The sequence below is a fragment of the Brevundimonas sp. Br13 genome, from assembly GCF_055391505.1.
This window is the reverse complement of the sequence record NZ_AP044008.1, coordinates 769,990-796,823: the sequence shown is the minus strand read 5'-3', so window position 1 is coordinate 796,823 and position 26,834 is coordinate 769,990. Positions and strand designations below refer to the sequence as shown.

The window sequence follows — 26,834 nt, the reverse complement described above, 5'->3', positions numbered from 1 at the left end:
TCGCACAATGTTCTTTTTGATCGTCTCGACGCCGTCGCCTGAGACCGCTAGAGCGGGGCCATGGACATGCGCGCGCTTACCGACCGAAAGGTGCTGCTGATCGTCGGCGGCGGCATAGCGGCCTATAAGGCGCTGGAGCTGGTGCGTCTGATCGCCAAGGCGGGCGGCGAAACCCGGGTGATCCTGACCGAAGCGGGGGCCGAGTTCGTCACGCCTTTGTCCCTGGCGGCGCTCAGCGGCCATCCGGTGCGGTCCGGCCTGTTCCATCCGGACGACGAGACCAGCATGGGCCATATCGAGCTGTCGCGCTGGGCCGATCTGGTGGTCGTGGCGCCGGCGACGGCCGGGCTGATCGCCAAGGCGGCCAATGGGATCGCCGACGACCTGGCCTCCACCACATTGATCGCCACGGACAAGCGGGTGCTGCTGGCGCCGGCCATGAATGTGCGGATGTGGGACCACCCGGCGGTCCAGGCCAATATGGAGCGGCTGAAAAGCTTCCCCGGCTTCCACGGCGCGGCCGTGGTCGGGCCGGACGAGGGCGAGATGGCCTGCGGCGAGTACGGACCCGGCCGAATGGCCGAGCCGGCGGCCATAGTGGAGGCGATCCAGAACCTGCTGACGTGCCCCAGACCCTTGGCCGGACGAAGGGCGGTGGTCACGGCCGGCCCCACCTTCGAGCCGATCGACCCCGTGCGCGGCCTGACCAATCGCTCCAGCGGCAAACAGGGCTACGCCGTCGCCGCCGCCCTGGCCCAGCGGGGGGCGGAGGTGACGCTGGTGTCCGGCCCCACGGCCCTGTCCGCTCCGCCCGGCGTCACTCGGATCGAGGTGGAAAGCGCCCTGGAGATGCAGTCGGCGACGCAAGCCGCCCTGCCGGCCGACATCGCCGTTCTGTCGGCCGCCGTGGCCGACTGGCGGGTGGACACCGTCGCCGGGGGCAAGATCAAGAAGGGGCCGGGCGGGCCGCCGACCCTGGCCCTGATCGAGAACCCGGACATTCTGGCCGGGGTCGCCGCGCCGGGACCGAACCGGCCCGCCCTGGTCATCGGCTTCGCCGCCGAGACCACCGATCTCGAGGCCAACGCCCGCGCCAAATTGTCGAGGAAGGGCTGCGACTGGATCGTCGGCAACGACGTCTCGGACGAGGTGTTCGGATCCGACGGCAACGCCGTTCTGCTGGTCACCGCCCAGGGCGCCGAGGTCTGGCCCCGCCAATCCAAGACCGCCGTCGCCCAGGCCCTAGCCGACCGTATCGCCGACCATTTCAAGAGCGCCCAATGACCGAAGCCGTCTCCGTTCAGATCCTGCGCCTGCCCCACGCCGAGGGCCTGCCCCTGCCCGCCTATGAGACGGCCGGGTCGGCGGGCATGGACCTGCGCGCCGCCGTGCCCGAGGACCAGCCCCTGACCCTGGCGCCGGGCCGGCGCGCCCTGGTGCCAACGGGGCTGAAGATTGCCCTGCCTTTGGGCTATGAGGCCCAGGTCCGCGCCCGCTCGGGCCTGGCCCTGAAGCACGGGATCATCTGCCCCAATGCGCCGGGCACGATCGACAGCGACTATCGCGGCGAGTGCGGCGTCATCCTGGCCAATATCGGCGATGAAGACTTCGTCATTCGCCGGGGCGAACGCATCGCCCAGCTGGTGATCGCCAAACACGAACGGGCGGACTGGATCGAAGTCGAGACCCTGGACGACACCGCGCGGGGCGCGGGGGGGTTCGGTTCGACGGGGCGGTAGGGCTCACCTGAAGGCGGGACCACGGCCTCAGGCCGGCCTTGTCGGAGACGGCGCCGTCCCGGCGCGCTGATCCGATTGCGCGCCGCTCAGGCCGTCGCGGCCACGGCGGCCTCGCCTCGCACGGCCGCCTCCAGCGCCGAGGCGAGGCGCGCCGGGTCGATCGGCTTGGTGACGAAGTCGTCCACCCCCACCGTCGCCCAGGCCGCGCGATGGGTCTCCAGGGCGTTGGCCGTCAGGGCGATGACCGGCGTGCCGGCATTGGGCCCGTCCGAGCGAATGGCCCGCGTCGCCGTCAATCCGTCCATAACCGGCATCTGCATGTCCATCAGAATGGCGTCGAACCGGCGCAGGGCCGCCGCCTCCACAGCCTCCTGACCGTTTTCGGCGAAGGTCAGGACACACCCCATGGGCTCGAGCAGCAGGGCCACGATCCGACGATTCACGGGGTGATCGTCCACCGCCAGAATGTCCAGCCCGTGTGCGAAGGTCGAGGGTGCGCTGACCGCCAGGGTCGCCGAGGGGGCGGCCGCGATCCCCATCGGCAGATCGACCGTGAAGATCGAGCCTTCTCCCAATCGACTTTCGACCGACACGGCCCCCCCCATCAGCTGGGCCAGTTTGCATGTGATGGCCAGGCCGAGGCCTGAGCCCCCGTGCCGGCGCGTCACCCCCGCGTCGACCTGTTCGAACACGTCGAAGACATAGGGCAGGCGGTCGTCGGGAATACCGCATCCGGTATCGGTCACCGCGACGGTCAACCGGCCCAGGGCGGCGTTCCAGCGGGCGCGGACCTCGATCCGTCCCGTCGCCGTGAACTTGACGGCGTTCGAGACGAGATTGAACAGGATCTGTTGCAGCCGCAGCGGATCGGTCCGCACGTGGCGCGGCAGATCGTCAGGCAGGGAGACCTCAAAGGCGACGCCGGCGGCCTGCGCCTTGGGCGCCCACATCCGCTCGAGAGCCTTCAGCTTGTCCACCAGATCGACGGGCGCCTCTTCCAGCTCCATCTTTCCGGCCTCGATCTTCGAAAAGTCGAGAACGTCGTTCAACAGGCCGATCAGAACCTCGCTGGCGTCCTTGAGCATCACCACGTGCTCTTTCTGCGCCGGATCGAGCTGGGACCGTTCCAACAGATTGGCCGAAGTGACCACCGCATTCATGGGGGTGCGGATTTCGTGGCTGACCACGGCGAGGAAGTCGGATTTGGCGGCGCTGGCCACCTCGGCCCTGCGGCGCTCCTCCTGAGCGCGGTCGTTGGCGATCTGAATGGCGCGGTTGGTCTGTGAACTCTGCCGCACCGCGACCAGCAGATGGGTCATGTACAGGACGCAACCCACGGCCACGAGAAGATCGGTAGGCTGGCCCAGGACATAGCCGTGGATGACGGGCAGGGCCAGAAAATAAACGACGGGCGGCGTGGCGGCGCTGATGAGGATTTCACGCTCATGATAGAGGTGTATGGTCACATGAAGCAGCGCCCCTGCGATTAGGATGCTGCCGAACACCATCTGGGACCCACCCCCGTCCGCCCACAGATAGGCGGCGATGGCGGAATAGAAGACGCTGTTGACGAACAGGCTGATGCAGGCGGCGATCCTGAGCCCCCGCGAGGGCGTTCCCCCTCCCAGCCTGCGGATGGCGCCGAAGACGATCCAGTCGGCCGACTGTCCGGCGAAGACCAGCGCCAGCCAGATCGCCGGCCATTTCGACGGCGCTAGCGCCCAGACGGTGCAGGCGATGAAGACGGCGAAGCCGACCCTGACCTTAATTTCGCGTTGCCTGGCCTCGGCGATCCGTGCGTAACGCGCGTGCATTCTTGTGTTTCTCCCGGCCTGCAGCATGCACGGGATTCCCTAACCGCGGCTTTCGCCGGGCCGAGGGACACTACCTAGGGTCGGAGGGTCGCCCCTGCGCGTCTCACACCTTCGACAGGATCAGGGTTCCGTTGGTGCCGCCGAAGCCGAAGCTGTTGGACATGACGTGGGTCAGCTCGCCCTCGTGGCGCTGACGCAGGATCGGCATGCCCTCGAAGGCCGGATCAAGGGTCTCGATATGGGCGCTCTCGGCGGCGAAACCGTTCTGCATCATCAGCAGGCAGTAGATGGCCTCTTGAGCGCCCGCCGCGCCGAGCGAGTGGCCCGTCAGGGACTTGGTCGAGGAGATCATCGGCATCTGATCGCCGAAGACGGCGCGCACGGCCTCCATTTCCTTCGAATCCCCGACCGGGGTCGAGGTGCCGTGCGGGTTCAGATAGTCGATCTTCGGATTGCCGGCCTGTTCCAGTGCGATCTTCATGCAGCGCTGGGCACCCTCGCCCGAGGGGGCGACCATGTCATAACCGTCGGAATTGGCGCCATAGCCGGTGACCTCGGCATAGATGGTCGCGCCGCGCGCCTTGGCCCGCTCGTATTCCTCCAGCACCACTATGCCGGCGCCGCCGGCGATGACGAAGCCGTCGCGGTTGACGTCATAGGCGCGCGAGGCGACCGAGGGGGTCTCGTTGAAGTTCGACGACATGGCGCCCATGGCGTCGAACATGTTCGACATGGACCAGTCGATGTCCTCGCAGCCGCCGGCGAAGACCACGTCCTGCTTGCCCCACTGGATCTGTTCGACCCCGGCGCCGATGCAGTGGGCGGAGGTCGCGCAGGCTGAGCTGATCGAATAGTTGACGCCGCGCATCTGGAACCAGGTCGACAGCACGGCCGAGGGGCCGGACGCCATGGCCTTCGGCACCGCGAACGGCCCGATGCGCTTGGGCGAGGTCTTTTCGATGGTGGTGGCGGCGGCCTGAAGAATGACCTGGGTCGAGGGGCCGCCCTCGCCGACGATCAGGCCGATGCGGTCGTCCTTGATCTCGTCGGCCGTCATGCCCGAAGATTTCAGCGCTTCTTCGAAGGCGATGTGGGCCCAGGCGGTGCCGTTGGCCAGGAAGCGGGCGGCGCGACGATCGACCAGCTCCTCCCACGGGCCGATCTTGGGCGGGGCCCAGACCTGGCTGCGGAAACCGTATTTGGCGTGGTCGGGGGCATGGACGACGCCCGACCGGGCTTCGCGCAGGGACTGGGTCACCTCTTCGGCGCCGTGGCCGATGGAAGAGACGATGCCCAGGCCGGTGACGACGACACGACGCATGGTGTTTCCTTACTCTAGCTTCTCGACCCTGGGGTCTTCCGCGCTGTCCGCGGTTATATAGGGGTTCAGGCGGCCGCCTGCTCGTCCTTGCCGGCGCCGAAGAGTCCCACCCGCATGTCGTTGCAGGTGTAGATGACCTCGCCGTCGGCCTCCAGCACGCCGTCGGCTATGCCCATCACCAGTTTGCGATTGATCACCCGTTTCAGGTCGATCTTGTACACGACCTTCTTGATGTCGGGCGTCACCTGACCGGTGAACTTGACCTCGCCGACGCCGAGCGCGCGGCCGCGGCCGGGGCCGCCGATCCAGCCCAGATAGAAGCCGACCAGCTGCCACATGGCGTCCAGGCCCAGGCAGCCGGGCATGACCGGATCGCCGATGAAATGGCACTGGAAGAACCAGAGGTCCGGATGGATATCCAGCTCGGCCTCCACATAGCCCTTGCCGTGGGCGCCGCCGTCGGCCGTGATCTGGGTGATCCGGTCGAACATCAGCATGGGCGGAGCGGGCAGCTGGGCGTTGCCGGGACCGAACAGTTCGCCGCGCCCGGAGGCGAGCAGGGCCTCGTGATCGAAGGACGAGGGGTATTGGGACTGGGTCAAGGCGGTTCCGTCAGGTCTGCTGTTGCCTGCGGGTTACACGACCGCGCCGCTTCGCTCAACACCGGCGGTCGTCGACCTTCAGCCTCGACCGGTTCCCGCAGGCCGGTTGGCGTTGCATAGCGCGCGTTGCTGGACGCCGAAGACGGCCCTTTCCTGGATCCAGCCGCGCAGGCGGCGCGCCCGCACCCGGCACCAGCCGTCCTCGCATTCGTCCAGGGACACCAGGGACCGGGGCGACAGGCGCGCACGGACGGCCGAGGCCTGGGACTTGCCGGCGTGGATCATCACCTCTTCGGCCGAGGTGTTGAAGACATAGCGGCGGCCGGAAGAGACGGTGCGGTGAATCCAGGCCACGGCCCCGTCCGGATCGCAGATCTTTCGCCATTCGGTCGTCTCGGCGATCACCTGGACCGGCAGGCCGGCGGCGCGATACTCCCACAGGATCGGATAATCCAGCCCCGGCCCCTGGCGGGCGCGGACGTGGGAGGACTTCAGCGAGATCCAGCGCGGCACCTCCAGCCCCGTCGGGGTGGGGCGCCCATCGGGCATGGTCGCGCCGGCGCCGGCCATCACCCCTAGGCCCAGAACGGCCAGGGCGACGGCGGTGCGGCGTCGCAGGCTTTGGAAGATGGCGGCGGCTTTGCTAGACACAGTTGGAACGACCCGTCGCGCGGGCTTCGATCCTGAACCATCGCCCGCTAACCAAGGCCCGCAATGTCCGTTCGCAAGCTTAAGGTCGTATTAACCAGACGCCTGCCGGACGCGGTCGAAACGCGGATGCGCGAACTGTTCGACGCCGAGCTGAACCTTAAGGACCAGCCGATGGACCGGGCGGCGCTGGAGGCGGCGGTTCAGCGGGCGGAGGTCCTGGCGCCCACCATCACCGACCTCATTGACGCAGACCTGATCAACGGCGCCGGCGAACAGCTGAAGATGATCGCCAACTTCGGCGCCGGGGTCGATCATATCGACGTCGAGGCGGCCGTGGCGCGCGGCATCATCGTCACCAATACGCCCGGCGTCCTGACCGAGGATACGGCCGACCTGGCCATGAGCCTGATCCTGGCCGTCAGCCGCCGCATCGTCGAAGGGGCCCAGGTGGTGGCCGAAGGCCGTTTCGAGGGCTGGACCCCGACCTGGATGTGCGGGCGCAAGCTGTGGGGCAAGAGGCTGGGGATCGTCGGCATGGGCCGGATCGGCCAGGCCCTGGCCCGTCGCGCCAAGGCCTTCGGCCTGCAGGTGCATTACCACAATCGCAAGCCCGTCTCGGACCTGATCGCCGAGGAGCTGGGCGCCACCTATTGGGACGACCTAGACCAGATGCTGGCGCGGATGGACATCGTCTCCTTGAACTGTCCAGCCACACGGGAGACCCATCATCTTCTGTCGGCCGAACGCCTGGCGCGGCTGCAGCCCCATGCCATCCTGATCAACACCGCGCGCGGCGAACTGATCGAAGAGGCGGCTCTGGCCCAGGCGGTGGCGGCGCGGGCGATCGCCGGCGTGGGCCTGGATGTATTCGAACATGAGCCGGCCATCCATCCGGGCCTGATGGGCCATCCCAACGTCGTCCTCCTGCCCCACCTCGGTTCGGCGACGCTGGAGGCGCGCCAGGACATGGGCGACCGGGTCATCGCCAATGTCATGACCTTCCAGAACGGCCATCGCCCGCCCGACCGGGTCATTCCGGCGATGCTTTAGGACCTGCGATTTCACAGGACTGTCGGGGGGGCCTCACACCCCTGTCGAAAACGCCGATCACTGGAGGAACCGCCGCGATCAGGGATCGTTTCGGCGGCCTGTAAGGGAAGCGTGCGTTGGACTCCTACTATTGTATCGTCAACCTGCCGGGTGTTCCGGTGCGTGACATCTGCGTTCTGAAGGCCGAGGACGATCGCGCCGCCGACCGGGCCCTGGCCGATGTGGCGGCGACTTGGCCGGGATTCGAAACTCTTTGCCTCTATTGCGGCGAGCGGCTGGTGACGGTGCTCAGCAATCCTGCCCTGGGCTTCGCCGCTCCCCTGCCCGAGTTGGCCCTGGACGACGTGCGGTTCGAAACCGCCGCCTGAGTCGGACAAATCAGCCGCCGCAAACCGGGCATGCGGGATCAGGCGCGATCCGCACCGTTCGCGCCGTTCCCGCCAGGCCGTCATAGATCAGCAGCCGCCCCTGAAGGCTCTGACCCGCGCCTACGATCCATTTGATCGTCTCCAGGGCGGCCATCGAACCGATCACCCCCGCCAGGGCGCCGACGACCCCCACACGCGCGCAGGTCTCCGCATCCGGCGGAACCTCGGGCGTCAGGCACTGATAGCAGGGCCGACCCGCAAACACCCCCACCTGACCGCTCCACCGACCCAGGGCGCCCGAGACCAGGGGCTTGCCCGCCGCAACACAGGCGGCGTTGACCGTATGGCGCGTGGCGAAGTCGTCGGTCCCGTCCAGAACCAGATCGAAGTCGGCGATCAGGCGCGCTGCGTTTTCGGGCGTCAGACGTTCGGCGAAGGTCTGGATCGCGACATGCGGATTGAGGCCGGCCAATCGGTCCCGCGCCGCCTCCACCTTGGCCCGACCCGCGTCGGCGGTGGCGAAAAGGATCTGACGCTGAAGATTGGACAGGGCCACGACGTCGTCGTCGATCAGGCCCAACGTCCCGACGCCCGCCGCCGCCAGATAGAGGGCGGCCGGCGCTCCGACCCCGCCCGCGCCGACGACCAGGACGCGGGCGCGCTTCAGCGCCTGCTGCCCCGGCCCTCCGACCTCGGCCAGCACCAGATGGCGGGCGTAGCGTTCGACTTCATCGTCAGAAAAGGCCATGCCCGTCTCTAGACCGTCGGCGAGGGCGGTGGAATGGCGCGTGCGGCCCCGTCAGCGCGTCCCATCGAGGGCCAGACGGGCGTCGGCGATCACCTGATCCACTTCGAAGGTCACTTCCGACAGGAGCCGCGTCCCGGCCAAACGGGTCAAGATCGGTTCAAGACTGGGCAGGGGGTCGATCTGGGCCATGGCCCATTGCGGAAAGAGACGCCGGTCCACCGGCGTATCGACCAGGACCCGAATATTCTGATGACGGCGGTCGGCCGCCAGCCGGCCCATCAACCGCTCCAGATCAACCCGCCCGCCTTCCAGCAGCTGGAAGAATCGGTCCTGATGCCGCAGCAGGAAACCGGTCACGTGGTCGCGCCGATTGTTCCGATCCGAGGCCCCGATGATGTCGATCAAGGGCAGAAGCCCCGCGCCCGCGTCGCCCACGGCGTCGCTGACATAGAAGATGCGAAACAAACTCATAGGGTACTCATACGCTTAACAACTCGACCGACGAAAAAGGCTCTAGGAGCGAGAGGGTTAACGAAGCCCCCTTGGTTCGACCCATCGCACACTGCGGCCGGCGCCGCTCTCGCTTAGGTTAAGGCTGACGGACGCCGGAACCTCTGCGGTAGCCAGGTAAGGCCAAGGAAATGTGACACACCCCTCAACAGGCGAGCGAGGCTTGATCGCGACGGGCCGCCGCTCCATCTGCGGACCATGACCCAATCCAATTTTCCCGACTGGCACGGCACCACGATACTGGCGGTTCGCAAAAACGGCCGCACGGTGATCGCCGGCGACGGTCAGGTCTCGATGGGACCGACCATCGTCAAGGGCGCGGCGCGAAAGGTGCGGACCCTGGCCGGCGGCAAGGTTCTGGCGGGGTTCGCCGGGGCGACGGCCGACGCCTTCACCCTGATCGAACGCCTGGAGGCCAAGCTGGAGCAGTACCCGGACCAGCTCGCCCGGGCCTGCGTCGATCTGGCCAAGGACTGGCGCACAGACCGCTATCTGCGGCGGCTGGAGGCCATGCTGCTGGTGGCGGACAAGACGTCGATCTTCACCGTCACCGGCGTGGGCGACGTGCTGGAGCCGGAGCATGGGGTCGCGGCCGTCGGTTCGGGCGGCAACTACGCCCTGTCGGCGGCCCGCGCCCTGATCGAGGAAACCGATCTGGACGCCGAGGCGATCGCCCGCAAGGCCATGAAGATCGCCGCCGAAATCTGCGTCTACACCAACGGCAATCTGACGGTGGAGACCCTGGGGGACTGACGCCGCGGGGTCACAGCACGCCGGCGACCAGGCCGAGGGCCTTCGCCTCCTGAGCCTCGATGTACCAGTTCTCCGGCGCGCGCCGAAGCACCTCGTCCATGGTGACGGCGCTGCCGCGCACCAGGTTCTCGAACCCTTCGTTCTGGATGGCGATGGAGTGCTCAAGTTCGTTCAGCATCGCCTTGACCGAGGCGATGCAGGTGGTCAGCGGCCCGGCGATGTGGAGCGTCTTGTCCATCTTTCGCTCATGGATCATCACCCGAGCGCCGCGCGTCAGATAGCGGTTTTCCACCGCAAAAAAGCTCATGAAGGTCGCGCCGGCCGAATAGATGGCGGCCTTGCCCAGAAAGACCAGACGGCGCGCCGGGTTGATGTCGCTCTGAAACCGCACGTCCTCGCCCATCATTCGCGCCACCTCCGGATCGCCGCCCAGGGTGGACAGTTCGATCACCACCAGGCCGCTGTCGGGCGCCTGGGTCAGTCGGTCGCGGAACCGGTCGTACATGGCGTAGTCTACGGCGCCGGCCAGAAGGATGCGCGGGGTGTCGAAGGCCGAGGCGTCGAGCGGACCCGAGGGGGCGGCGCCGATCATCGCGCGTCCTGGATGTCGGCGTCGTCCACCGGATAGCCTTCGGACGAGGCCCAGGACTTGGCTTCGTCCAGCGAGAAGAAGGCCCGGTTTCGCAGACGGCGCGCGCCCTGGTCGTCGATCAGTTCGCACTCATACCACCGGATGGTCCGCCGGTCGGAGGTTCTGCAGGTCCGCGTGAAGACAAGGGCGTGGGGGATCATGGCGCTGAAACGGCGACGGCCCACGCCTGTTCCGTCTGTGTAGGCGTTTTTCCTTTAAGGTCAGTATATTGCACAGGCTGAGGCAAAGACGGCGCCGCCACTCGGCGCCGGAGCATTTGCGCCGCGCCGCCCCTTGGCTTAAGCGCCCGGCATGACCGACGCCCCTCCTCGCCCCCTCGCCCGCAATCCACGCGGCTTCGCCGACAAGCGCGGCCGCGACCTGACCGCCGAACGCCGCATCGTGGCGCGCGTGTCGGAAGTCTATGAGCGCTGGGGCTTCGAGCCGCTGGAGACGCCGGCCTTCGAATACGCCGACGCCCTGGGCAAGTTCCTGCCTGACGCCGACCGGCCCAATGAGGGGGTGTTCGCCCTTCAGGACGATGCGGGTTCGGACCAGCCGGGCGAATGGATGGCCCTGCGTTACGACCACACCGCCCCCCTGGCCCGGTTCGCCGCCCAGACCTGGGAGACCCTGCCCAAGCCGTTCCGCCGCTACGCCTATGGGCCGGTGTGGCGAAACGAAAAGCCGGGTCCGGGCCGGTTCCGCGAGTTCTGGCAGTGCGACGCCGACACCGTCGGCTCGGACCGGCCCGAGGCCGACGCCGAGATCATCGCCATGGCCTGCGAAGGCCTGGGCGCCGCCGGCCTGGACGCGGGCCAGGCCCAGATCCGCGTCTCAAACAGAAAACTGTTCGACGGCCTGTTCGACGCGGGGGGCGTGACCGACGCGGGTCAGCGTCTGACGGCCCTTCGCGCCATCGACAAGTTCGACCGGCTGGGCTGGGAAGGCGTGGTTCAGCTGCTGGGCGAAGGGCGACTGGACGAGTCCGGCGACTACACCAAGGGCGCGCGGCTGCCCCCAAAGGTCACGGGCGCAATCGAGGCCTTTCTGGCGTCCGCCAACACGCCCGGCCTGTCCCGGGCGGCGACCTTGGAGGCCGTAGCCCGGTCCGGCGACCTGGGGGCGGCGGGCGATGCGGCGCTGAGCGAACTGGCGGCGATCGACCGGGCGCTGAACGCCATGTCGGTGGGCCAGAACGCCGTGAAGTTCGACCCCACCATCGTGCGGGGCCTTGAGTATTACACCGGCGCCGTCTTCGAGGCGGAGCTGTTGCTGGAGACGACCGACGACAAGGGGCGGCCGGTGCGATTCGGCTCCATCGGCGGCGGCGGCCGCTATGACGACCTGGTCGCGCGCTTCACCGGCCAGAGCACCCCGGCGACCGGCTTCTCCTTCGGGGTCTCGCGCCTCGCCTCCGCCCTGCGCGCGGCCGGACGCGGCGCGGAGGACGCCGTGCGCGGGCCGGTCGTGGTCATCGTCTTCTCCGAAGAGGACATGGCCCACTATCTGACGGCCGTCGCCGAACTGCGCGGCGCGGGGATCGCGGCCGAACTCTATCTGGGACGGGCCGGGATGAAGGCCCAGATGAAATACGCCGACCGCCGCGGATCGCCTGCGGTCGTCATCCTGGGCGGGGACGAGATCGCCGCCGGCGAGGTCACGATCAAGGACCTGGACGCCGGGCGCGCCGCCGCCGCCGCCATCGCCGACAATGACGCCTGGAAGGCGCAACGGCCGGGGCAGATGCGTGTCGCCCGAACGGCACTGGTCGGCGCCCTTCGAGCCATTATCGAATAAGCTTCGATAAATAACTCTGAGCAGGGTGAGTTATCGACGATAAGTCGAAGAAAGTTCGATTCCGTCCGAGAAGCCCGTTGACGACCTCGGGGGGGTTGCGTCAAATGAACTCACTCGAGGGCAAGCGTTGCTCAAGCGCGCAGCACTCGAAGGCGTTTCGGGGAGGAAACGTCCGCTCTTTAAAGAGCGCGAAAGCCCGCTGCGATGTATCCCCCGCAGCGGGCTTTTTCGCGTCTGGAGTCCAGGCCGACATCGAAAATTTGCAGAAACTGTCGCGGCCATCGACCAGTTTTCAGTCTGATGTGTCCAAGGGCTCATGAAAAAAGGCCGGGGCGAACCCCGGCCTTTTCCCGTTTTGCGATCCGGCGACCTACCAGATGCGGACGCGCTCTTCCGGCGTCAGATAGTATTTCGTCCCCGGCTGGACGTCGAAGGCGTCGTACCAGGCGTCGACGTTGCGCAGCGGGCCGATGACCCGGAACTGGGCGGCCGAGTGGGGATCGGTGGCGACCTGCTGCTTCAGGGCCTCGTCGCGATATTTCGACTGCCAGACCTGGGCCCAGCCGTAGAAGAAGCGCTGGTCGCCGGTCGTGCCGTCCAGCACCGGGGCCGGCTGGCCGTTCAGCGACAGGTGATAGGCTTCAAGACCCACGGCCACGCCCGAGGCGTCGCCGATGTTCTCGCCCATCGTCAGGCCCGGATTGATCTTATAGCCGGCGATCGGCTCATAGGTGGCGTACTGGGCGCCCAGACGGGCGGTCAGGGCTTCGAAATTGGCCTTGTCCTCGGCCGTCCACCAGTTGCGCAGCACGCCGTCGCCGTCGGACTTGGAGCCCTGGTCGTCGAAGCCGTGGCCGATCTCGTGGCCGATCACCCCGCCGATGCCGCCGTAGTTGACCGCCGGGTCGCCGTTCGGATCGAAGAAGGGCGGCTGCAGGATGGCGGCCGGGAAGACGATCTCGTTATTGGCCGAGTTATAGTAGGCGTTGACCGTCTGGGGGGTCATGCCCCACTCGGACTTGTCGACCGGCTCGTCCAGGCGGGCCAGATCGTAGTTCCATTCGAACAGGCCGCGACGCTCGGCGTTGCCGACCAGGTCGTCGGCGCGGATCTCGAGACCCGAATAGTCGCGCCACTTGTCGGGATAGCCGATCTTGACGGTGAATTTGCGCAGCTTCTCCTGCGCGGCCGCCTTGGTCTCGTCGCCCATCCAGGTCAGGTTGTCGATCCGGTGCGACAGGGCCGTGCGCAGATTTGCGACCAGCTCTTCCATCTTGGCCTTGGATTCGGCGGGGAAGTACTGGGCGACATAGAGCCGGCCCGTCGCTTCGCCCAGCGAACCCTCGGCGAAGGAGATGGCCCGCTTCTCGCGGGTGCGCTGCTCGGGCTGGCCCGACAGGTCGCGGGCGCGGAAGCCCCACTGGGCGTCCGAGAACCGCTTGGACAGCAGGGGCGCCATGTCGTCGGCGGTGTGGAAGGCTTCCCAGGCCTGGAGCAGTTCGACCGGCGTCTCGGCGTAGATGGCCGCGATCTTGGGCATGGCCGTGTCCTGACGCACGATCAGGCGCGGAACGCCGCCCAGCTTGGCCGCGTCGAAATAGGACTGCCAGGCGAAGCCCGGCGCGTCTTCAGCCAAGCGAGCGATGGTGTATTCGTTGTAGGTGCGGTCGCGGTTGCGGTTCTCGACCGGGCTCCAGTGGGCCTCGGCGATCTTGGTCTCCAGGGCGACGATCTGGGCGGCGGTCTCGGTCGGATTGGCCCAGCCGATCATGCCCAGCATGTCGGCGACATAGGCCTGGTACTTCTCTTTCTTGTCGGCGTAGCGGGCGTCCAGATAATAGTCGCGGTTCGGCAGACCGATGCCCGACTGACCGGTGGAGACGACGTAGCGCGTCGGCTGTTTGGCGTCGATGGTGATGCCGCTGCCGAAGAAGGAGCCGCCGAAACGGCCGACCGTCTGGCCCATGTAGACGGCCATCTTCTCATGACTGTCGGCGGCGCGGATGGCGGCCAGATAGGGCTGCAGCGGCTGGGCGTCCAGCTGTTCGATCCGCGCCTCGTCGATGTAGGAGCGATAGGCGTCAGCCACCTTGGCCTCGTCGGAGCCGGGCGTCAGATCGGTGCGCGCGGCCAGGCCCAGCACCAGCTCCTTCATCCGGTTGTCGGACAGTTCGCGCAGCAGGGCGAAGGAGCCGTAGCTGGTGCGGTCCGATGGGATGACGATCTTGTCGATCGCGGTCCCGTTGGCGTAGCGGAAGAAGTCGTCGCCCGGCTTCACCGAGGTGTCGCGGCCGGCCATGTCGAAGCCCCAGGTCCCGTACTTGGGCGCCTGGGTTCCCTGCCAGCCCGCCGCGGTCTCTTCGCCCGAGAAGAGCGAGACGACGGAGCAGGTTTCGTCCAGGCAGGCGTGGTCGTGATCGACGTCCTGGGCCAGGGCGGCGGCCGGCAGCAGAAGGGCGCCGACCGCGGCCCCGATAAGCAGTCTTTTCATCACTCTATCCTCGGTTCCACCCCCCACGGGCGGGTCGGAGCGGACCCTAGACCCGACGCGGGGCCTGTCGCCTTAAAAAAAGTTCATGAAAGCGCCGCGACCTCTCGCCACAGGCGCCGGTTCCGGGTCACATGCCGGCAGAGCTCGGAGGGCGAATGCAGACGCACGGCGGCGACTATAAGGATCTGGTGGTGTTTCTGGCGGCCGCCGGGGTCATGGTGCCCCTGGTCAATCGTCTGAAGATCAGCCCCGTCCTGGGTTTCCTGGCCGCAGGGGTGGTGCTGGGCCCCGACGGCCTGGCGCGCTTCGCCGACCGGCTGCCCTGGTTGTCCTATTTCACCATCAGCGACCCCGGCCAGCTGGCCCAGCTGTCGGAGCTGGGAGTCGCCTTCCTGCTGTTCATGATCGGGCTGGAGCTGTCGTGGGAACGGCTGCGGGCCCTGCGACGGCTGGTGTTCGGCCTGGGGCTGATGCAGGTGGCGGCCTGCACCCTGGTGCTGGCGGGCCTGTTCATGCTGCTCGGCCAAAGCCTGGTCAGCGCGGCCGTCCTGGGCATGGGCCTGGCCCTGTCGTCGACGGCGGTGGTGATGCCGGTTCTGGCCGAGGGCGGACGGTTGAAGACCAGTGTCGGCCGATCCACCTTCGCCGTCCTGCTGGCTCAGGACCTGGCCGTGGCCCCCATTCTGATCACCGTCAGCGTGATGGCGGCCCTGGCCCAGGGCGGGGGAACGCTGGACCCCGCCGTCCTGGGCCGCGCCCTGTTCACCCTGGTCCCGGCGGCGATGGGCCTGGGCCTTCTGGTGCTGCTGGGCCGGGTGGTGCTGCGGCCCATGTTCCGGTCGGTGGCGCGGGCGCGCAAGGCGGCCCAGGGCGGGGAGCTGTTCGTCGCCGCCAGCCTGCTGGTGGTGGTGGGCGCCGGCCTGGCGGCCCAGGCGGTCGGCCTGTCTATGAGCATCGGCGCCCTGGTCGCCGGGGTGCTGCTGGCCGAAACCGAGTTCCGGCGCGAGGTGGAGGTGTCGATCGAGCCCTTCAAGGGCCTGCTGCTGGGGGTCTTCTTCGTCGGGGTGGGGCTGGGGCTGGACCTGGGCGCGGTGGCGGCCGATCCGGTCCTGCTGTTCGGCCTGGCCCTGGCCGTCACAGTGGTCAAGACCGGCGTCATCTTCGCCCTGGCCCGTCTGTGGGGCATGGGCGCCCGGCCCGCCCTGGAGACGGCCCTGGTGCTGGCGCCGGCGGGCGAGTTCGCCTTCGTCGTCTTCGCCACCGGCATGGTGGAGGGCATCGCCCCGCCCGCCCTGACCAGCACAGTGGCCCTGTCGGCGACCCTGAGCATCTTCTCCATCCCGCTTCTGGCCCTGCTGGGCCAGAGGCTGTCGCGCGCCAAGGCCCCCGACCGCCCGACCACGCCAGAGGGCGCCGCGCCGCCGGAACAGGCGGACGGGGCGGTGATCGTCGTCGGCTTCGGCCGCGTCGGCCGCCTGATCGGCGAATTGCTGAAGGCGCACGACCAGCCCTTCATCGCCCTGGACACGGACGCTGCGGCCGTGGCGGCGGGGCGTCGGGACGGGTTCGACGTCTTCTACGGCGACGCCGGCCGGCCCGAAATGCTGTCCCATTGCGGGGTTCAGACCACCCGCGCCCTGATCGTCACCATGGACGCGCCGGGCAAGGTCGATGAGGTGGTGACGGCGGCCCGCGCCCTGCGCGAGGATCTGATCCTGATCGCCCGAGCGCGCGACGATCAGCATGCGGCGCGCCTTTACGCCCTGGGAGTTACGGACGCCGTGCCGGAGACGACCGAGGCCAGTTTGCAGCTGGCCGAGAACACCCTGGTCGATCTGGGCGTGCCCATGGGCCGCGTCCTGGTCTCCATCCATGAGAAGCGCGAACAATTCCGAAAAGCCTTCCAGGCCGCCATGCCCGCAGGAGGACGCAGTAGAACCACCCGCGCGTTGAGAATGTCCCAAATCAATACAGCCAAGCTTGAAAGTTAACCTTGAATATTCTCTCGCCTCACAGGAGAAAAATCGGCCGACCCATTTTCGTCATGGTTCCGTGATGCAAGCCGTCCCTCAGTATCGCGCCGATGACGAGGTCCGGGCCGCAACGCCTCTCTCGTCAGCTCAAGGCGCTTCACCCAAAGTCAACTCGGACCGCCTAGGCGCATCCGAAATTGCGTAGAGTTCAACCTGATTTCATGACCGAATCCGCCCTATCGACCGAAGCTGCGCCCCGCCTGAACCGTCGTCAGGCGGCCAAGGTGCGGACCCGCCAGAAGGTTTTGGACGCCGCCCGCTCCCTGTTCGCTGAGCGGGGCTATGAACCCGCCACCATCCGCGACATCGCCAAGGGCGCCGGCATGTCGACCGGCGCGGTCTTCGCCAACTTCCAGGACAAGGCCGAGCTGTTCGAGGCGGTCCTGACCGAGGACATGTCGCGCCTGGCCGAGGTGGTCGAGGCCGGGGCGCCCGAGGGCGAGCCGGTCCGCCAGCGTCTGCTGGGCGCGCTGAGCGCCGGCTATCATTCGTCGCTGGAGCATCTGCCCCTGTTCCAGGCCATCGTCGCCCGATCCTGGTTCCAGCCCCTGGCGGCCGAGATGCGCGCCCGGGCCGCGACCAAGAAGCTGCTGCTGACCATCGGCGATATTCTCCAGGAGGCGGTCGCCAAGGGCGAGCTGCGCCAGGATGCCGATCTGCGCCTGTTGGTCGAGCTGATCTGGGACGCCTATCTGTCCAACTATCGCCGCGCCGCCTATGACGAATGGGACGCAGCCGCCCTGTCGGACCATATGGGCAACCAGATCGACGTCATCCTGGCCGGGGCCCTGTCGGCCAAATAGGCCGCCTTTCCCTTTTCAGAGCGCCCTTCAGGCCCGCCCGCGCCCGTCGCCGGCGGGCCTTCGTCCGTCTGGGGCCGGGCCTCGCATCGGACCGAGAAAAAACAGTCCGATGAGTCCCATCGGTCCGACGCCGCGGTCGCGGTTTCGGACATCGAAAAAGACTGTCCGATGTGTCCGACGCCCTTTGTTTTCAAAGCGGATTTTTGGCGCATCGTATCGGACAGTCCGATCGGCGTCCGGCGGGCGGGAGGTGGAGAGACGTCCAGAGCCGCACAATGTCAAAGACCGGGCCGCAAGCCTAACACGGTTTCGAGGGGCGCCGGGTCGAAGCCGCCCGTGGGAGCCTGTCCCTTGAAAAGCCAGGACCTTGTCTTTGAATTTGCGAGGATCGCCCCTCAGCCGCAGCGTTTCAGGGTGACGTAGAAGGCGCCGTCGCCGCCGTGGCGCCGATGGGCCGAGGTGAAGCCCGAGACCACGCCGCGCAGGGCCGGCGACTGCATCCATTCGGCGAAGGAGGCGCGGATGACCCCGCCGCCCAGCCGCCCCTGGCCGGTGATGACCAGGACCGCCCGCAGGCCCCGCGCCTGGCATCCGGTCAGAAAGGCCCGAAGCTGGTCCTCCGCCTCGAACCGGCCGAAGCCGTGCAGGTCGATCCGGGCCTCGATCGGATCGCGTTCGCGCGACAGCCGCTGTTTGCGGCGAGGCTCCAGATCCTCGGGCGCGGGCCGGAGGCGAGAGGGCGTGGGGCGAACGGGGGGGCGCGGCTCGGACGTCGGTTCGGGGCGGGCGAACCGCGCCGGAGCGGTCTTGGCCGGCGGCTTTTCCGCGCGCGACAGAGGGCGGTCCGGGATCGGGGCGATCAGATGGGCCGGCGCCTCGGCGCCGGGCGTGACCCGCGCGGCCTTGCGCGTTCGGGGCGGCGAGACCGTGCCGGTGATGCGGTTCCAGATGCGACGGTCCTCGGGCGTCAGGCCGTTCTCGTCCCGGCCGGAACCCTTGCGCCTCATGCCGCTTCGTCGTCCTCGATCGGGTCGGCGGGACCGGGTTCATGGGCCAGGAGATCGCCCGGCTGGCAGTTCAGTTCACGGCACAGGGCGTCCAGGGTGGAAAACCGCACCGCCCGCGCCTTGCCCGTCTTCAGGACCGACAGATTGGCCACCGTGACCCCCACCCGGTCGGCCAGCTCGGTCAGCGACATGCGGCGTTCGACAAGGACGCGATCAAGCTGGACGCGGATGGCCATGGGGAAGTCCTAGCGGAAACGGTTCAGATCGTCAGTTCGGATTCGCGGCGCAGCCGCGCGCCCTCGCGAAAGACCTCCGCAAGGACGAAGACGATCAGGACGGAAAACACCGGGGTCAGCAGTTCGCCCAGCCCTTGCGGGTCCATGACGCCGGGCGCCAGGCGGGCGGCGACGACGCCCTGGGCCAGCCAGACCCCGCCGGTGACCAGGGCCAGGATCAGGCCGATCTGGCGCAGGCGGCGCACATTGGCCGGATGAAAGGGGTCGCCCATGATCAGGGTGCGGAAGATGAGGCGCAGGCTGCGCAGAATCAGCATGAAGCCGCCGAAATAGGCGGTGGCCGCCCCCAGGCCGAACAGCAGAAGCAGCCGGGTCAGGGGCAGTTGGCGGCCGCCGGTCTCGCCGCTGACGGTGATGTTCACATTGTCCAGCGGGATGAAGACGGCCGCGATCAGCAGCAGAAGAAGAAGGCCGGTGACCAGCCAGAGCAGAACATAGGCCACGTCCAGGGCCACCTTCAGCACGCTGGAGACCGAACCCGGTCCCAGAGCGCGAAACGGGGCGGTGATCGGGGCCCACAGCTGCGGCGTGCGCCCCTCGCCTCGCTTCAGCAGATGGGGCAGGGGCAGGCGCATGGTCGATCGGTGCTCAGGCCGGAAGGAGGGACGCGGCGGCTGCGCGGGGTCCGGCGAACCCGCACGCAGCCCTATACATCGCGATCTTCGTCAAGGTCGTCAAAGCTCTCGTGATCGATAAGGACTGGACTTGAGGACGATCAGAAGGCTTGGACCAGGATGGCGACCAGGGCGGTCGGCAGGGCGGCGATCAGAACCGTGTTGACGAAGGCGGCGCCGACCTTGTCCAGCAGCAGCGAGAGGTTCATCGTGTGCATAATGTGTCTCCGTTTTTCCTGTTGGGCGATCATCGCCCGGTTTGTGTTTTTTCCGCATGATCATGCCGGTTTTTTCCGGCGCCTTGAACGTTGCGGCCTCGTTCCTGACAATCAATAGATAGGCCGTGTCCTGCGGAAAATCACGTTACATATCGTTTAACGATATTAAACTTTGGCAATAGACTGTTTCAGGACTGTGATCGGCAATGAGTCTCAAGCTTTTCAAGGGGATGCGGATCGTCCTCGCCACCCACAATCCAGGCAAGGTTCCCGAGATCGCCGCCCTCCTGGGCGAAGATTACGAGATCCTCACGGCGGGGCAGCTGAATCTGCCTGAACCCGAGGAGACCGAGACCACCTTCGTCGGCAACGCCCTGCTGAAGGCGCGCCATGCGGCCGATCGGTCGGGCGAGGTCGCCTTGGCCGACGATTCGGGCCTGTCGGTCGCGGCCCTGGACGGGGCGCCGGGCATCTATTCCGCCCGCTGGGCCGGTCCGGGCAAGGATTTCGCCGTAGCGATGAAGAAGGTCGAGGAAAGGTTGGAGGAGATCGCGGCGACGGACATGAGCGCCTGGTTCACCTCGGCCCTGGCCGTCGCCTGGCCGGACGGGCCCAGCGTGGTGGTCGAGGGGGTGGTGCGGGGCCGGCTGACCTTTCCGCCGCGCGGCGACCGGGGCTTCGGCTATGATCCGATCTTCATTCCGGACGAGGCGCCTGATGACGCAAGCGGCCTGACCTTCGGGGAGATGGAGCCTGCGGCCAAGGAGGCGATCAGCCACCGCACCCGCGCCTTCGCCAAGCTGAGAGCCGCCCTGATTGACTGAGCCCGCCCAGACCTGGGTCGATCCGGGAACGGACGTCGGACTCTATGTCCACTGGCCCTATTGTGCGCGCATCTGCCCCTATTGCGACTTCAACGTGGTGCGCGACCGGGGGCGGGTCGAGGAACAGGGGCGGCTGGTCGAGGCGATCCTGGCCGATCTGCGGGGCCAGCGCGCCCTGATCGGGCCGCGTCGGCTGGCCTCGGTCTTCTTCGGCGGGGGGACGCCGTCGCTGATGGCGCCGGAGGCGGTGGCGCGGATCATCGACCAGGCCCGCGACCTGTTCCCGCCGTCAGGACCGATCGAGATTTCGCTGGAGGCCAATCCGACCGATGCGGAGGCGGCCCGGTTCGACGCCCTGGCCCAGGCCGGGATCAATCGGCTGTCCATGGGGGTGCAGGCCCTGGACGACGCCGCCCTGCGGTTTCTGGGGCGCGACCATTCGGCGGCCGAGGCGCGGCGCGCGGTCGCCCTGGCCGGACGCGCCTTCGACCGGCTGTCCATCGACCTGATCTACGCCCGGCCGGGCCAGACGCCCGCCGACTGGGCGACGGAGCTGGGCGCGGCGCTGGACATGGGGTTCGAACACGTCTCGCCCTATCAGCTGACGCTCGAGCCGACGACGGCCTTCGGCCGGGCCCTGGCGCGCGGAACCCTGGTCCCGCCGGACGAGGACCAGGCTGCGGCCCTGTACGAGACCACCCAGACCGTGCTGGAGGCCGCCGGTTTCGACGCCTATGAGGTGTCCAACCATGCGCGGGGCGTGGCGGCCCGGTCGGCCCATAATCTGCATGTCTGGCGCGGCGGGGACTATCTGGGCCTGGGGCCGGGGGCGCATGGGCGACTGACCCTGGACGGCGTTCGCACCGCAACCGTCGCCCATCGCCGCATCGGCGACTATGCGGCAGGGGTTCAGGCGGGCGCCCCCTGGGCCGAGGTCGAACGGCTGAACGCCGCCGGGGCGGCGGAGGAGCGGCTGCTGCTGGGGTTGAGGACGGTGGAGGGGGCGCCCGTCGGCGTATTGGGGGACCTGGGCCTGTCGCCCGAGGCGGAACCGACCGCGGACCTGATCGCCGACGGCTTTCTTGCAGTCATGGACGGGCGGCTGGTCGCCACGCCGCGCGGACGGCCGGTTCTGGACGGAGTGCTGAAGGCCCTGCTGACCTGACGCCGCGCCTCAGTCCAGGGTCGCGCCGGTGGTGCGCATGATCTCGGCCCGCAGCTCAGGCAGGCCCAGCCCCTTTTCGGACGAGGTCAGGGCCACCACGGGGAAGGCGGCGGGGCGTTTGGAGATGGCCTTAAGCGTGGCCTCCTGCATCCGCTCGCCCTCGCCCTTCTTCAGCTTGTCGGCCTTGGTCAGGACGATCTGATAGGAGACGGCGGCCAGATCCAGGGCGTCCAGCGCCTCGGCGTCCACGCTCTTCAGCCCATGGCGGCTGTCGATCAGCAGATAGACCCGCTTCAGCGTCACCCGGCCGCGCAGATAGTCGCGCCCCAGGTCCTGGAACTTCTTGACCGTGGTCTTGGACGCCTTGGCCCAGCCGTAGCCGGGCAGGTCGACCAGGCGCAGCCGGCCGTCCAGATCAAAGAAGTTGACCTCGCGCGTGCGGCCCGGCTCGTTGGAGGCTCTGGCGAGCTTGTGCATGCCGACCAGGCCGTTGATCAGGCTGGACTTGCCGACGTTGGACCGGCCGGCGAAGGCGATCTCGGGCAGGTCCGGCTCCGGCAGCTGCTCGATCTTGGCCGCCCCCATGACGAAGGTCGCCGGCCGCGCGAACAGAATCCGTGCGGCCTCGATCTCTTCGGGGCTGAACTCGGTTTCCTCGATCACGCGGGCGTTTTCTTGAAACGGGCGATGAAGTCGTCGATCGGGTTCTCGGCCTTGTAGCGGTGCATGATGACGTACTGCTGCAGGATGGTCAGGATGTTCGACCAGGCCCAATAGACCAGCAGGCCCGCCGCAAAGGGCGCCATGATGAAGGTGAAGACCAGGGGCATGAACTGGAAGATCTGGCGTTGGACCGGATCGGCCGCCGGCGGGTTCATCGCCGTCTGCAGCCACATGGTCAGGCCGTAGGCGACCGCCAGCAGGCCGATGCCCAGAGGCCCGACCAACAGGCCGCCCAGCAGCGGCAGGGTCGCCGGATCCCAGGGGATCAGGCCGAACAGGTTCCACACCACAGAGGGGTCACGGGCCGACAGGTCGTGGATGAAGCCCAGGAAGGGCTGGTGGCGCATTTCGATGGTGACCGTCAGCACCTTGTACAGGGCGTAGAAGACCGGGATCTGGAGCAGAAGCGGAAGACAGCCGGCGACCGGATTGATCTTCTCCTTCTGGTACAGGGCCATGGTCTCCTGCTGCTGCTTCTGCGGATCGTCTTTGAACTTCTTCTTGATCTCCTCCATCTTGGGCTGGAGGTTCCGCATCTTGGACATCGAGGCGTAGGCGTTGTTGGCCAGGGGGAACATGACCAGTTTGACGATGACGGTCAGGGCCAGGATGGCGACGCCGAAGCTGCCGACCAGGCCGTAGACATTCTCAAGGATCCAGAAGATCGGCCGCGTCAGGAACCAGAACATGCCCCAGTCGATCGCATAGACGAAGCGCGGCAGGTTGAGCTGCGCCTCATAGGTCTTCAGCACCTCTGCCCGCTTGACGCCGGCGAACAGGCGCTGGGTCTCGGTGGCGGTTGCGCCCGGCTGGAGCGTGCGGGTCGCGCCCAGGATATTGGCTTCCAGCTGCGGCTGGCCGCCCGGAACCTCGCGGACCCGGAATTCGGTTTCGACCGCCTCGTCCTGCTGCGGCAGCAGGGCCGCCAGCCAGTATTTGTCGGTGATGCCCAGCCAGCCGCCGGTCGAGGCGTTCTCGATCCGCGGCTCCTTCAGCCAGTCCTTGTACTTCTTCTGCTCGGTCCGGTACTCGCCCGGCTTGCCGAAGGCGCCGATGGCGCCTTCGTGGACGATGTGGGACGAGCCGGCCAGGGGCGGCACGCCCTGGCGCTGGACGCTGCCGTAGGGGGCGATGGTGATGGCCTGGGTTCCCAGGTTCTGGACCGTGTCCTTGATCGAGAAGACGTAGCGGTCATCGACCGAGACCACGCGGGTGAAGCGCAGACCCTGCCCATTGTCCCAGGTCAGGGTGATCGGCGAGGTGGGGGTCAAGGTCGAACCGGCCGTCAGGCGCCAGACGGTGTTGGGACCAGGCACGCCGCCGGCCACATTGGGGCCGGTCCAGCCGAACTGGGCGAAATAGGCGTTCTGCATCCCCTGGGGGCGGAACAGTTCGACCGGCTCAGGCTTGTCTTGGACCTCCTTGTAGTCGGTCAGGAACAGGTCGTCGATCCGACCGCCCTGGAGCGACAGCGAGCCCTTCAGGGTGCCGGAGTGGATCGGCACGCGCGCGGCGGTGCTCAGCGCCTGGCGGCGATCGGTGACGAAGACCGGCCCCTGGGGGCTCAGCGCCGTGCGAGCGGCGTTCTCGGCCGTCTGGGACTGTTCGGCCTGGGCCTGCTGCTGGACGGCCCTGCGCTCGGCCTGGGGCCGCAGCACGGCGAACCAGTAGACCCCCAGGATCAGGGCCGAGCACACGATGAAGAGGATCGTGTTGCGCGAGTTCTCGTTTTTCATGGATTCGGGCGGTCCTGGCCGGAGGGGGCGGGGGCGGGCGAAGGCCGGTCGGCCCCCCGATCGTTTCTCGGTGTCGCCAGCCTTGTAAGCGTCGATTTCACATCGTCAAGCAGACGGTCCCACGCCCGCTCGGTGGTGCCCATGCGGGCGATGAAGACATAGTCGCTTCCGGGCACGCCATATTGGGGCAGCATGGCCCGCGCGGCCTCGCGCAGGCGGCGTTTGGCGCGGTTCCTGACCACCGCCCCGCCGATCTTGCGCGTGGCGGTGAAGCCCAGGCCGACGTGCGGCGAACCGTCGCCGCGATCCAGCCTCTGGATCACCACCCCGCCGCGCGCCTCGGAAACGCCTTTGGCGGCCGCCAGGAACTGGGGCCGCCGCAACAGACGCTTGATCTGTAAAGGGTCGCTCATGCGTCCTTGGCTTTCGGACGCGAGAGCCGCTTACGCCGTCAGGCGCTTGCGGCCCTTGGCGCGACGGCGCGCAACGATCTTCTGGCCGTTCTTGGTGGCCATCCGGCTGCGGAAGCCGTGACGGCGCTTGCGCACGAGTCGCGACGGCTGATAGGTCCGCTTCACGGTCGGCTCCTGACGTTAAAAGGTTGGGCGACGGGGCGAAAGGCGTCCGCCGCAGGAAGGGCGGGCGTATAAGTCGCATGGTCGCGCGAGTCAACGCTCGACCGGCAATTCGGGATTGAAGCGCGTATGGCGAAACGAACGGCGAAGGACTGGGCCCTGCGGTTGACCCCGCTGGCGGTCATCGCCGGCCTGGTGGCCGCCTTCTTCGCCCTGGGCTGGAATCGCTATCTGTCGATGGACCTGATCCGCGAGCATGGGCTGAACCTGCAGGCCTACGCCCAGGCCCATTGGTGGACCGCCCTGGTCGCCTTCATCGCCGTCTACGCCGTCGCCACCGCCTCCACCATTCCGGGGCCGGTCTTTCTGACCCTGCTGGGCGGGATGATGTTCGGCCCCTATGTCGGCGCCCTGGCCCAGGCCAGCGGAGCGACCCTCGGCTCGGTCGTGATCTATACGGTCTATCGCACCTCGATCGGAACCTGGCTGCGCGCCAAGTTCGAAGCGGACGCCGGCTTCATGGACCGGCTGGCCAAGGGGATCGACCGCAACGCCTTCACCACCCTGTTCACCCTGCGGGTCATCCCCAGCGTCCCCTTCGTCCTGGTCAACGCCACCGCGGGCATGATGGCGGTGCCGCTGCGCCCCTATGTGATCGCCACCTTCATCGGCCTGCTGCCGTCCACCTTCATCTACACCTGGATCGGATCGCAGCTGGGCGATCTGTTGCGGGCCGGGGTGCGGCCGGACCTGCCCATGCTGCTGCATCAGTTCTTCTGGCCGCTGATGGGGGTGGCCTTCCTGTCCCTGCTGCTGCCGATCGGCATCAAACTGGTCCAGATGATCCGCGCCCGACGCGCCCGAAGCCAGGGAGGGGCGGCCCCGGCATGATCCCCCTGTTCGATCGGCTCGCGACGGCGCTGAAGCTGTCGCCCCAGACGGCTGAGACCTGGCGCGAACGGCTGCGGCCCCGGGCGCCCGACGGCCTGTCGGCCCGGCTGCTGCTGCTGACCTTCGCCTTCACCCTGGCGGTCGAGGCCCTGATCATGGGGCCGAACCTGGCCGCCTTCCACGAGCGCTGGCTGCGCGACCGGCTCCAGGCCGCCGAACTGGCCTCGGTCGGGGTGGAGGCCCTGCCCTACAGCGCGGTCGAGGACGACACGGCCGCCGAGCTGATGCGGATCGGCGGGGTCCAGGCCGTGGCCCTGACCGAACAGGGGGTGCGGCGGCTGCTGCTCCAGGCGCCCAACCTGCCGCGCGCGCCGGAGCTGATCGACCTGCGTCAACAGAACAGCTGGGCGCGGCTGACCGACCCCTGGCGCACCCTATTCGGCCATCCGGACCGGTCGCTGCGGGTCCAGGCCAAGCCCCGCTATCGCTCCGGCGACTTCATCGAGATCGTCACCCCGGCCCAGCCGTTGAAACTGGAGCTGAAGGCCTTCCTTCTGAACAGTCTGCTGGTCAGCCTGCTGGTGTCCCTGACGGCGGGCGCCCTGCTCTATGGGGGTCTGGCGCTTCTGGTGCTGCGGCCGCTCCAGCGCGTCACCCGCTCGATGGAGCGGTTCGCCGCCGATCCCGAGAGCGAGGCCGAGACCCCGTCGGACCGGCATGACGAGATCGGCCGGGTCGAGCGCGAACTGGCCCGGATGCAGGAGGAGGTGCGCCAGTCCCTGCGCTCCCGCGCCCGTCTGGTGGCCCTGGGCGAGGCGGTGGCCAAGATCAACCACGACCTGCGCAACATGCTGACCTCGGCCCAGATGGCGTCGGAGCGGCTGGCGACCTCGGCCGACCCCCAGGTGGCCAAGGCCCTGCCCCGGCTGGAGCGGGCGCTGAGCCGGGCCGCAAGCCTGTCGCGCAATGTGCTGGAATACGGCCGCAGCGAGGAGCCCGCGCCCCAGAAGACCCGCGTGGTCCTGACCAAGGCCCTGACCCTGGCGGCCGAGGACGCCGGCCTGGAGCCGGAGGGGGTGCGGCTGATCAAACAGGTGCCCGCCCGGTTCGCGGTCGAGGCCGATCCGGATCAGCTGTACCGCATCCTGGTCAATCTGATGCGCAACGCCCGCCAGGCCATAGAGGCCGATCCCGGCCGACCCGCCGAGCGGCGCGGCAAGGGGGCCGTCACCGTCAGCGCCTTCGGTCAGGACGGGGTCTGCGTCGTCCGCATAGCCGACGACGGGCCGGGCATTCCGCCGCGCCTGGCCGAACGTCTGTTCGAACCCTTCGTCAGCTCCAAGAGTTCGGACGGATCGGGCCTGGGCCTGACCATATCGCGCGAACTGGCCGCCCTGCACGGCGGCGAGTTGAGACTGGTTCCCGGCGACGGAAGCGGGGCGGTGTTCGAGTTGCGGCTGCCGGCCTGATA

28 protein-coding genes are annotated in these 26,834 nt (G+C 67.9%); 12 read left to right on the top strand and 16 right to left on the bottom strand.

Going from position 1 to position 26,834, the window contains the following annotated elements:
• Nucleotides 1-60 precede the first annotated feature (60 nt).
• Nucleotides 61-1,284, top strand: coding sequence for a bifunctional phosphopantothenoylcysteine decarboxylase/phosphopantothenate--cysteine ligase CoaBC (coaBC, locus tag ACZ5M6_RS03885; protein WP_464159719.1), 1,224 nt, complete (start codon nt 61-63; stop codon nt 1,282-1,284).
• Complete coding sequence (gene dut / locus ACZ5M6_RS03880; RefSeq protein ID WP_183216163.1) at nt 1,281-1,739, top strand: dUTP diphosphatase; 459 nt, start codon at nt 1,281-1,283, stop codon at nt 1,737-1,739. The genes coaBC and dut overlap by 4 nt, the downstream gene beginning before the upstream one ends.
• Before the next feature lie 86 nt (nt 1,740-1,825).
• Here dut and ACZ5M6_RS03875 read toward each other — a convergent pair whose 3' ends face one another.
• From ACZ5M6_RS03875 to ACZ5M6_RS03860, 4 genes are all read right to left on the bottom strand, one after another.
• Nucleotides 1,826-3,553, bottom strand: coding sequence for an ATP-binding protein (locus ACZ5M6_RS03875; protein ID WP_464159718.1), 1,728 nt, complete (start codon nt 3,551-3,553; stop codon nt 1,826-1,828).
• 103 nt (nt 3,554-3,656) lie between these two features.
• Complete coding sequence (gene fabB / locus ACZ5M6_RS03870; protein WP_464159717.1) at nt 3,657-4,874, bottom strand: beta-ketoacyl-ACP synthase I; 1,218 nt, start codon at nt 4,872-4,874, stop codon at nt 3,657-3,659.
• A 65-nt stretch (nt 4,875-4,939) separates the two neighbouring features.
• Entirely contained in the window at nt 4,940-5,476 is a 537-nt protein-coding gene (gene fabA, locus ACZ5M6_RS03865) for a 3-hydroxyacyl-[acyl-carrier-protein] dehydratase FabA (RefSeq protein ID WP_464159716.1), read from the bottom strand.
• Nucleotides 5,477-5,554: 78 nt separating this feature from the next.
• Entirely contained in the window at nt 5,555-6,127 is a 573-nt protein-coding gene (locus tag ACZ5M6_RS03860; RefSeq protein ID WP_224761158.1) for an SH3 domain-containing protein, read from the bottom strand.
• Between the two features lie 63 nt (nt 6,128-6,190).
• On the opposite strand from ACZ5M6_RS03860, the gene ACZ5M6_RS03855 reads away from it, so the two are divergent.
• Nucleotides 6,191-7,177, top strand: coding sequence for a 2-hydroxyacid dehydrogenase (locus ACZ5M6_RS03855; protein ID WP_054764551.1), 987 nt, complete (start codon nt 6,191-6,193; stop codon nt 7,175-7,177).
• 116 nt (nt 7,178-7,293) lie between these two features.
• A complete protein-coding gene (locus ACZ5M6_RS03850; RefSeq protein ID WP_054764550.1) occupies nt 7,294-7,545 on the top strand; it encodes a hypothetical protein in 252 nt (83 codons plus the stop codon).
• Between the two features lie 10 nt (nt 7,546-7,555).
• On the opposite strand, the gene ACZ5M6_RS03845 is transcribed toward ACZ5M6_RS03850, so the two are convergent.
• Nucleotides 7,556-8,293 (bottom strand): HesA/MoeB/ThiF family protein, encoded by a 738-nt coding sequence (locus tag ACZ5M6_RS03845; RefSeq protein WP_464159715.1) that lies wholly within the window; start codon nt 8,291-8,293, stop codon nt 7,556-7,558.
• A gap of 51 nt (nt 8,294-8,344) precedes the next feature.
• A complete protein-coding gene (locus ACZ5M6_RS03840) occupies nt 8,345-8,764 on the bottom strand; it encodes a BLUF domain-containing protein (RefSeq protein ID WP_152949361.1) in 420 nt (139 codons plus the stop codon).
• Between the two features lie 237 nt (nt 8,765-9,001).
• Between ACZ5M6_RS03840 and hslV the strand changes: the two genes are divergently transcribed.
• Nucleotides 9,002-9,556 carry an ATP-dependent protease subunit HslV gene (gene hslV, locus ACZ5M6_RS03835; RefSeq protein ID WP_152949360.1) on the top strand — a complete coding sequence of 185 codons (555 nt, stop codon included), beginning with the start codon at nt 9,002-9,004 and terminating at the stop codon, nt 9,554-9,556.
• A gap of 10 nt (nt 9,557-9,566) precedes the next feature.
• On the opposite strand, the gene ACZ5M6_RS03830 is transcribed toward hslV, so the two are convergent.
• Nucleotides 9,567-10,148 carry a peptidase S14 gene (locus ACZ5M6_RS03830; RefSeq protein WP_152949359.1) on the bottom strand — a complete coding sequence of 194 codons (582 nt, stop codon included), beginning with the start codon at nt 10,146-10,148 and terminating at the stop codon, nt 9,567-9,569.
• Nucleotides 10,145-10,372 (bottom strand): hypothetical protein, encoded by a 228-nt coding sequence (locus tag ACZ5M6_RS03825; protein ID WP_224761157.1) that lies wholly within the window; start codon nt 10,370-10,372, stop codon nt 10,145-10,147. Before ACZ5M6_RS03825 ends, ACZ5M6_RS03830 begins: the two co-directional genes overlap by 4 nt.
• Nucleotides 10,373-10,499: 127 nt before the next feature.
• Here ACZ5M6_RS03825 and hisS point away from each other — a divergent pair, with 127 nt between their 5' ends.
• Complete coding sequence (gene hisS, locus ACZ5M6_RS03820; RefSeq protein WP_287105252.1) at nt 10,500-11,987, top strand: histidine--tRNA ligase; 1,488 nt, start codon at nt 10,500-10,502, stop codon at nt 11,985-11,987.
• Nucleotides 11,988-12,357: 370 nt separating this feature from the next.
• Here the strand turns inward: hisS and ACZ5M6_RS03815 are convergent, their stop codons facing one another.
• Entirely contained in the window at nt 12,358-14,478 is a 2,121-nt protein-coding gene (locus tag ACZ5M6_RS03815) for a M13 family metallopeptidase (RefSeq protein WP_054764544.1), read from the bottom strand.
• Nucleotides 14,479-14,633: 155 nt separating this feature from the next.
• On the opposite strand from ACZ5M6_RS03815, the gene ACZ5M6_RS03810 reads away from it, so the two are divergent.
• Complete coding sequence (locus tag ACZ5M6_RS03810) at nt 14,634-16,469, top strand: cation:proton antiporter domain-containing protein (RefSeq protein WP_054764543.1); 1,836 nt, start codon at nt 14,634-14,636, stop codon at nt 16,467-16,469.
• A 203-nt stretch (nt 16,470-16,672) separates the two neighbouring features.
• Complete coding sequence (locus ACZ5M6_RS03805; RefSeq protein ID WP_464159714.1) at nt 16,673-17,314, top strand: TetR/AcrR family transcriptional regulator; 642 nt, start codon at nt 16,673-16,675, stop codon at nt 17,312-17,314.
• Between the two features lie 395 nt (nt 17,315-17,709).
• Here the strand turns inward: ACZ5M6_RS03805 and ACZ5M6_RS03800 are convergent, their stop codons facing one another.
• From ACZ5M6_RS03800 to ACZ5M6_RS03790, 3 genes are read right to left on the bottom strand one after another with little or no spacing between them, the layout of a single operon-like run.
• Nucleotides 17,710-18,321: a Smr/MutS family protein gene (locus tag ACZ5M6_RS03800; protein ID WP_464159713.1), complete on the bottom strand. Its 612-nt coding sequence runs from the start codon at nt 18,319-18,321 to the stop codon at nt 17,710-17,712.
• Nucleotides 18,318-18,557: a helix-turn-helix domain-containing protein gene (locus ACZ5M6_RS03795; RefSeq protein ID WP_152949355.1), complete on the bottom strand. Its 240-nt coding sequence runs from the start codon at nt 18,555-18,557 to the stop codon at nt 18,318-18,320. Before ACZ5M6_RS03795 ends, ACZ5M6_RS03800 begins: the two co-directional genes overlap by 4 nt.
• A gap of 23 nt (nt 18,558-18,580) precedes the next feature.
• Nucleotides 18,581-19,192 carry a DUF2975 domain-containing protein gene (locus ACZ5M6_RS03790; protein ID WP_464159712.1) on the bottom strand — a complete coding sequence of 204 codons (612 nt, stop codon included), beginning with the start codon at nt 19,190-19,192 and terminating at the stop codon, nt 18,581-18,583.
• Nucleotides 19,193-19,655: 463 nt separating this feature from the next.
• Here ACZ5M6_RS03790 and rdgB point away from each other — a divergent pair, with 463 nt between their 5' ends.
• Both rdgB and hemW read left to right on the top strand, forming a co-directional pair.
• Nucleotides 19,656-20,273 (top strand): RdgB/HAM1 family non-canonical purine NTP pyrophosphatase, encoded by a 618-nt coding sequence (gene rdgB, locus ACZ5M6_RS03785; RefSeq protein ID WP_464159711.1) that lies wholly within the window; start codon nt 19,656-19,658, stop codon nt 20,271-20,273.
• Complete coding sequence (gene hemW / locus ACZ5M6_RS03780) at nt 20,266-21,438, top strand: radical SAM family heme chaperone HemW (protein ID WP_464159710.1); 1,173 nt, start codon at nt 20,266-20,268, stop codon at nt 21,436-21,438. Before rdgB ends, hemW begins: the two co-directional genes overlap by 8 nt.
• A gap of 9 nt (nt 21,439-21,447) precedes the next feature.
• On the opposite strand, the gene yihA is transcribed toward hemW, so the two are convergent.
• Genes yihA through rpmH form a run of 4 tightly spaced genes read right to left on the bottom strand, consistent with a single transcriptional unit; the run spans nt 21,448 to nt 24,475 of the window.
• The gene (yihA, locus tag ACZ5M6_RS03775) at nt 21,448-22,101 is read right to left on the bottom strand and encodes a ribosome biogenesis GTP-binding protein YihA/YsxC (RefSeq protein ID WP_464159709.1); all 654 of its coding nucleotides are present in this window, start codon (nt 22,099-22,101) and stop codon (nt 21,448-21,450) included.
• Complete coding sequence (gene yidC / locus ACZ5M6_RS03770) at nt 22,098-23,897, bottom strand: membrane protein insertase YidC (RefSeq protein ID WP_464159708.1); 1,800 nt, start codon at nt 23,895-23,897, stop codon at nt 22,098-22,100. The genes yihA and yidC overlap by 4 nt, the downstream gene beginning before the upstream one ends.
• On the bottom strand, nt 23,894-24,310 hold the full coding sequence (gene rnpA, locus ACZ5M6_RS03765) for a ribonuclease P protein component (RefSeq protein WP_054764534.1): 417 nt from the start codon (nt 24,308-24,310) through the stop codon (nt 23,894-23,896). Before rnpA ends, yidC begins: the two co-directional genes overlap by 4 nt.
• Before the next feature lie 30 nt (nt 24,311-24,340).
• On the bottom strand, nt 24,341-24,475 hold the full coding sequence (gene rpmH / locus ACZ5M6_RS03760; RefSeq protein ID WP_003164000.1) for a 50S ribosomal protein L34: 135 nt from the start codon (nt 24,473-24,475) through the stop codon (nt 24,341-24,343).
• Between the two features lie 126 nt (nt 24,476-24,601).
• Between rpmH and ACZ5M6_RS03755 the strand changes: the two genes are divergently transcribed.
• Together ACZ5M6_RS03755 and ACZ5M6_RS03750 are read left to right on the top strand one after the other, a co-directional pair.
• Nucleotides 24,602-25,363: a TVP38/TMEM64 family protein gene (locus ACZ5M6_RS03755; RefSeq protein WP_464159707.1), complete on the top strand. Its 762-nt coding sequence runs from the start codon at nt 24,602-24,604 to the stop codon at nt 25,361-25,363.
• Nucleotides 25,360-26,832: a sensor histidine kinase gene (locus tag ACZ5M6_RS03750; protein ID WP_152949349.1), complete on the top strand. Its 1,473-nt coding sequence runs from the start codon at nt 25,360-25,362 to the stop codon at nt 26,830-26,832. The genes ACZ5M6_RS03755 and ACZ5M6_RS03750 overlap by 4 nt, the downstream gene beginning before the upstream one ends.
• Nucleotides 26,833-26,834: the final 2 nt, after the last annotated feature.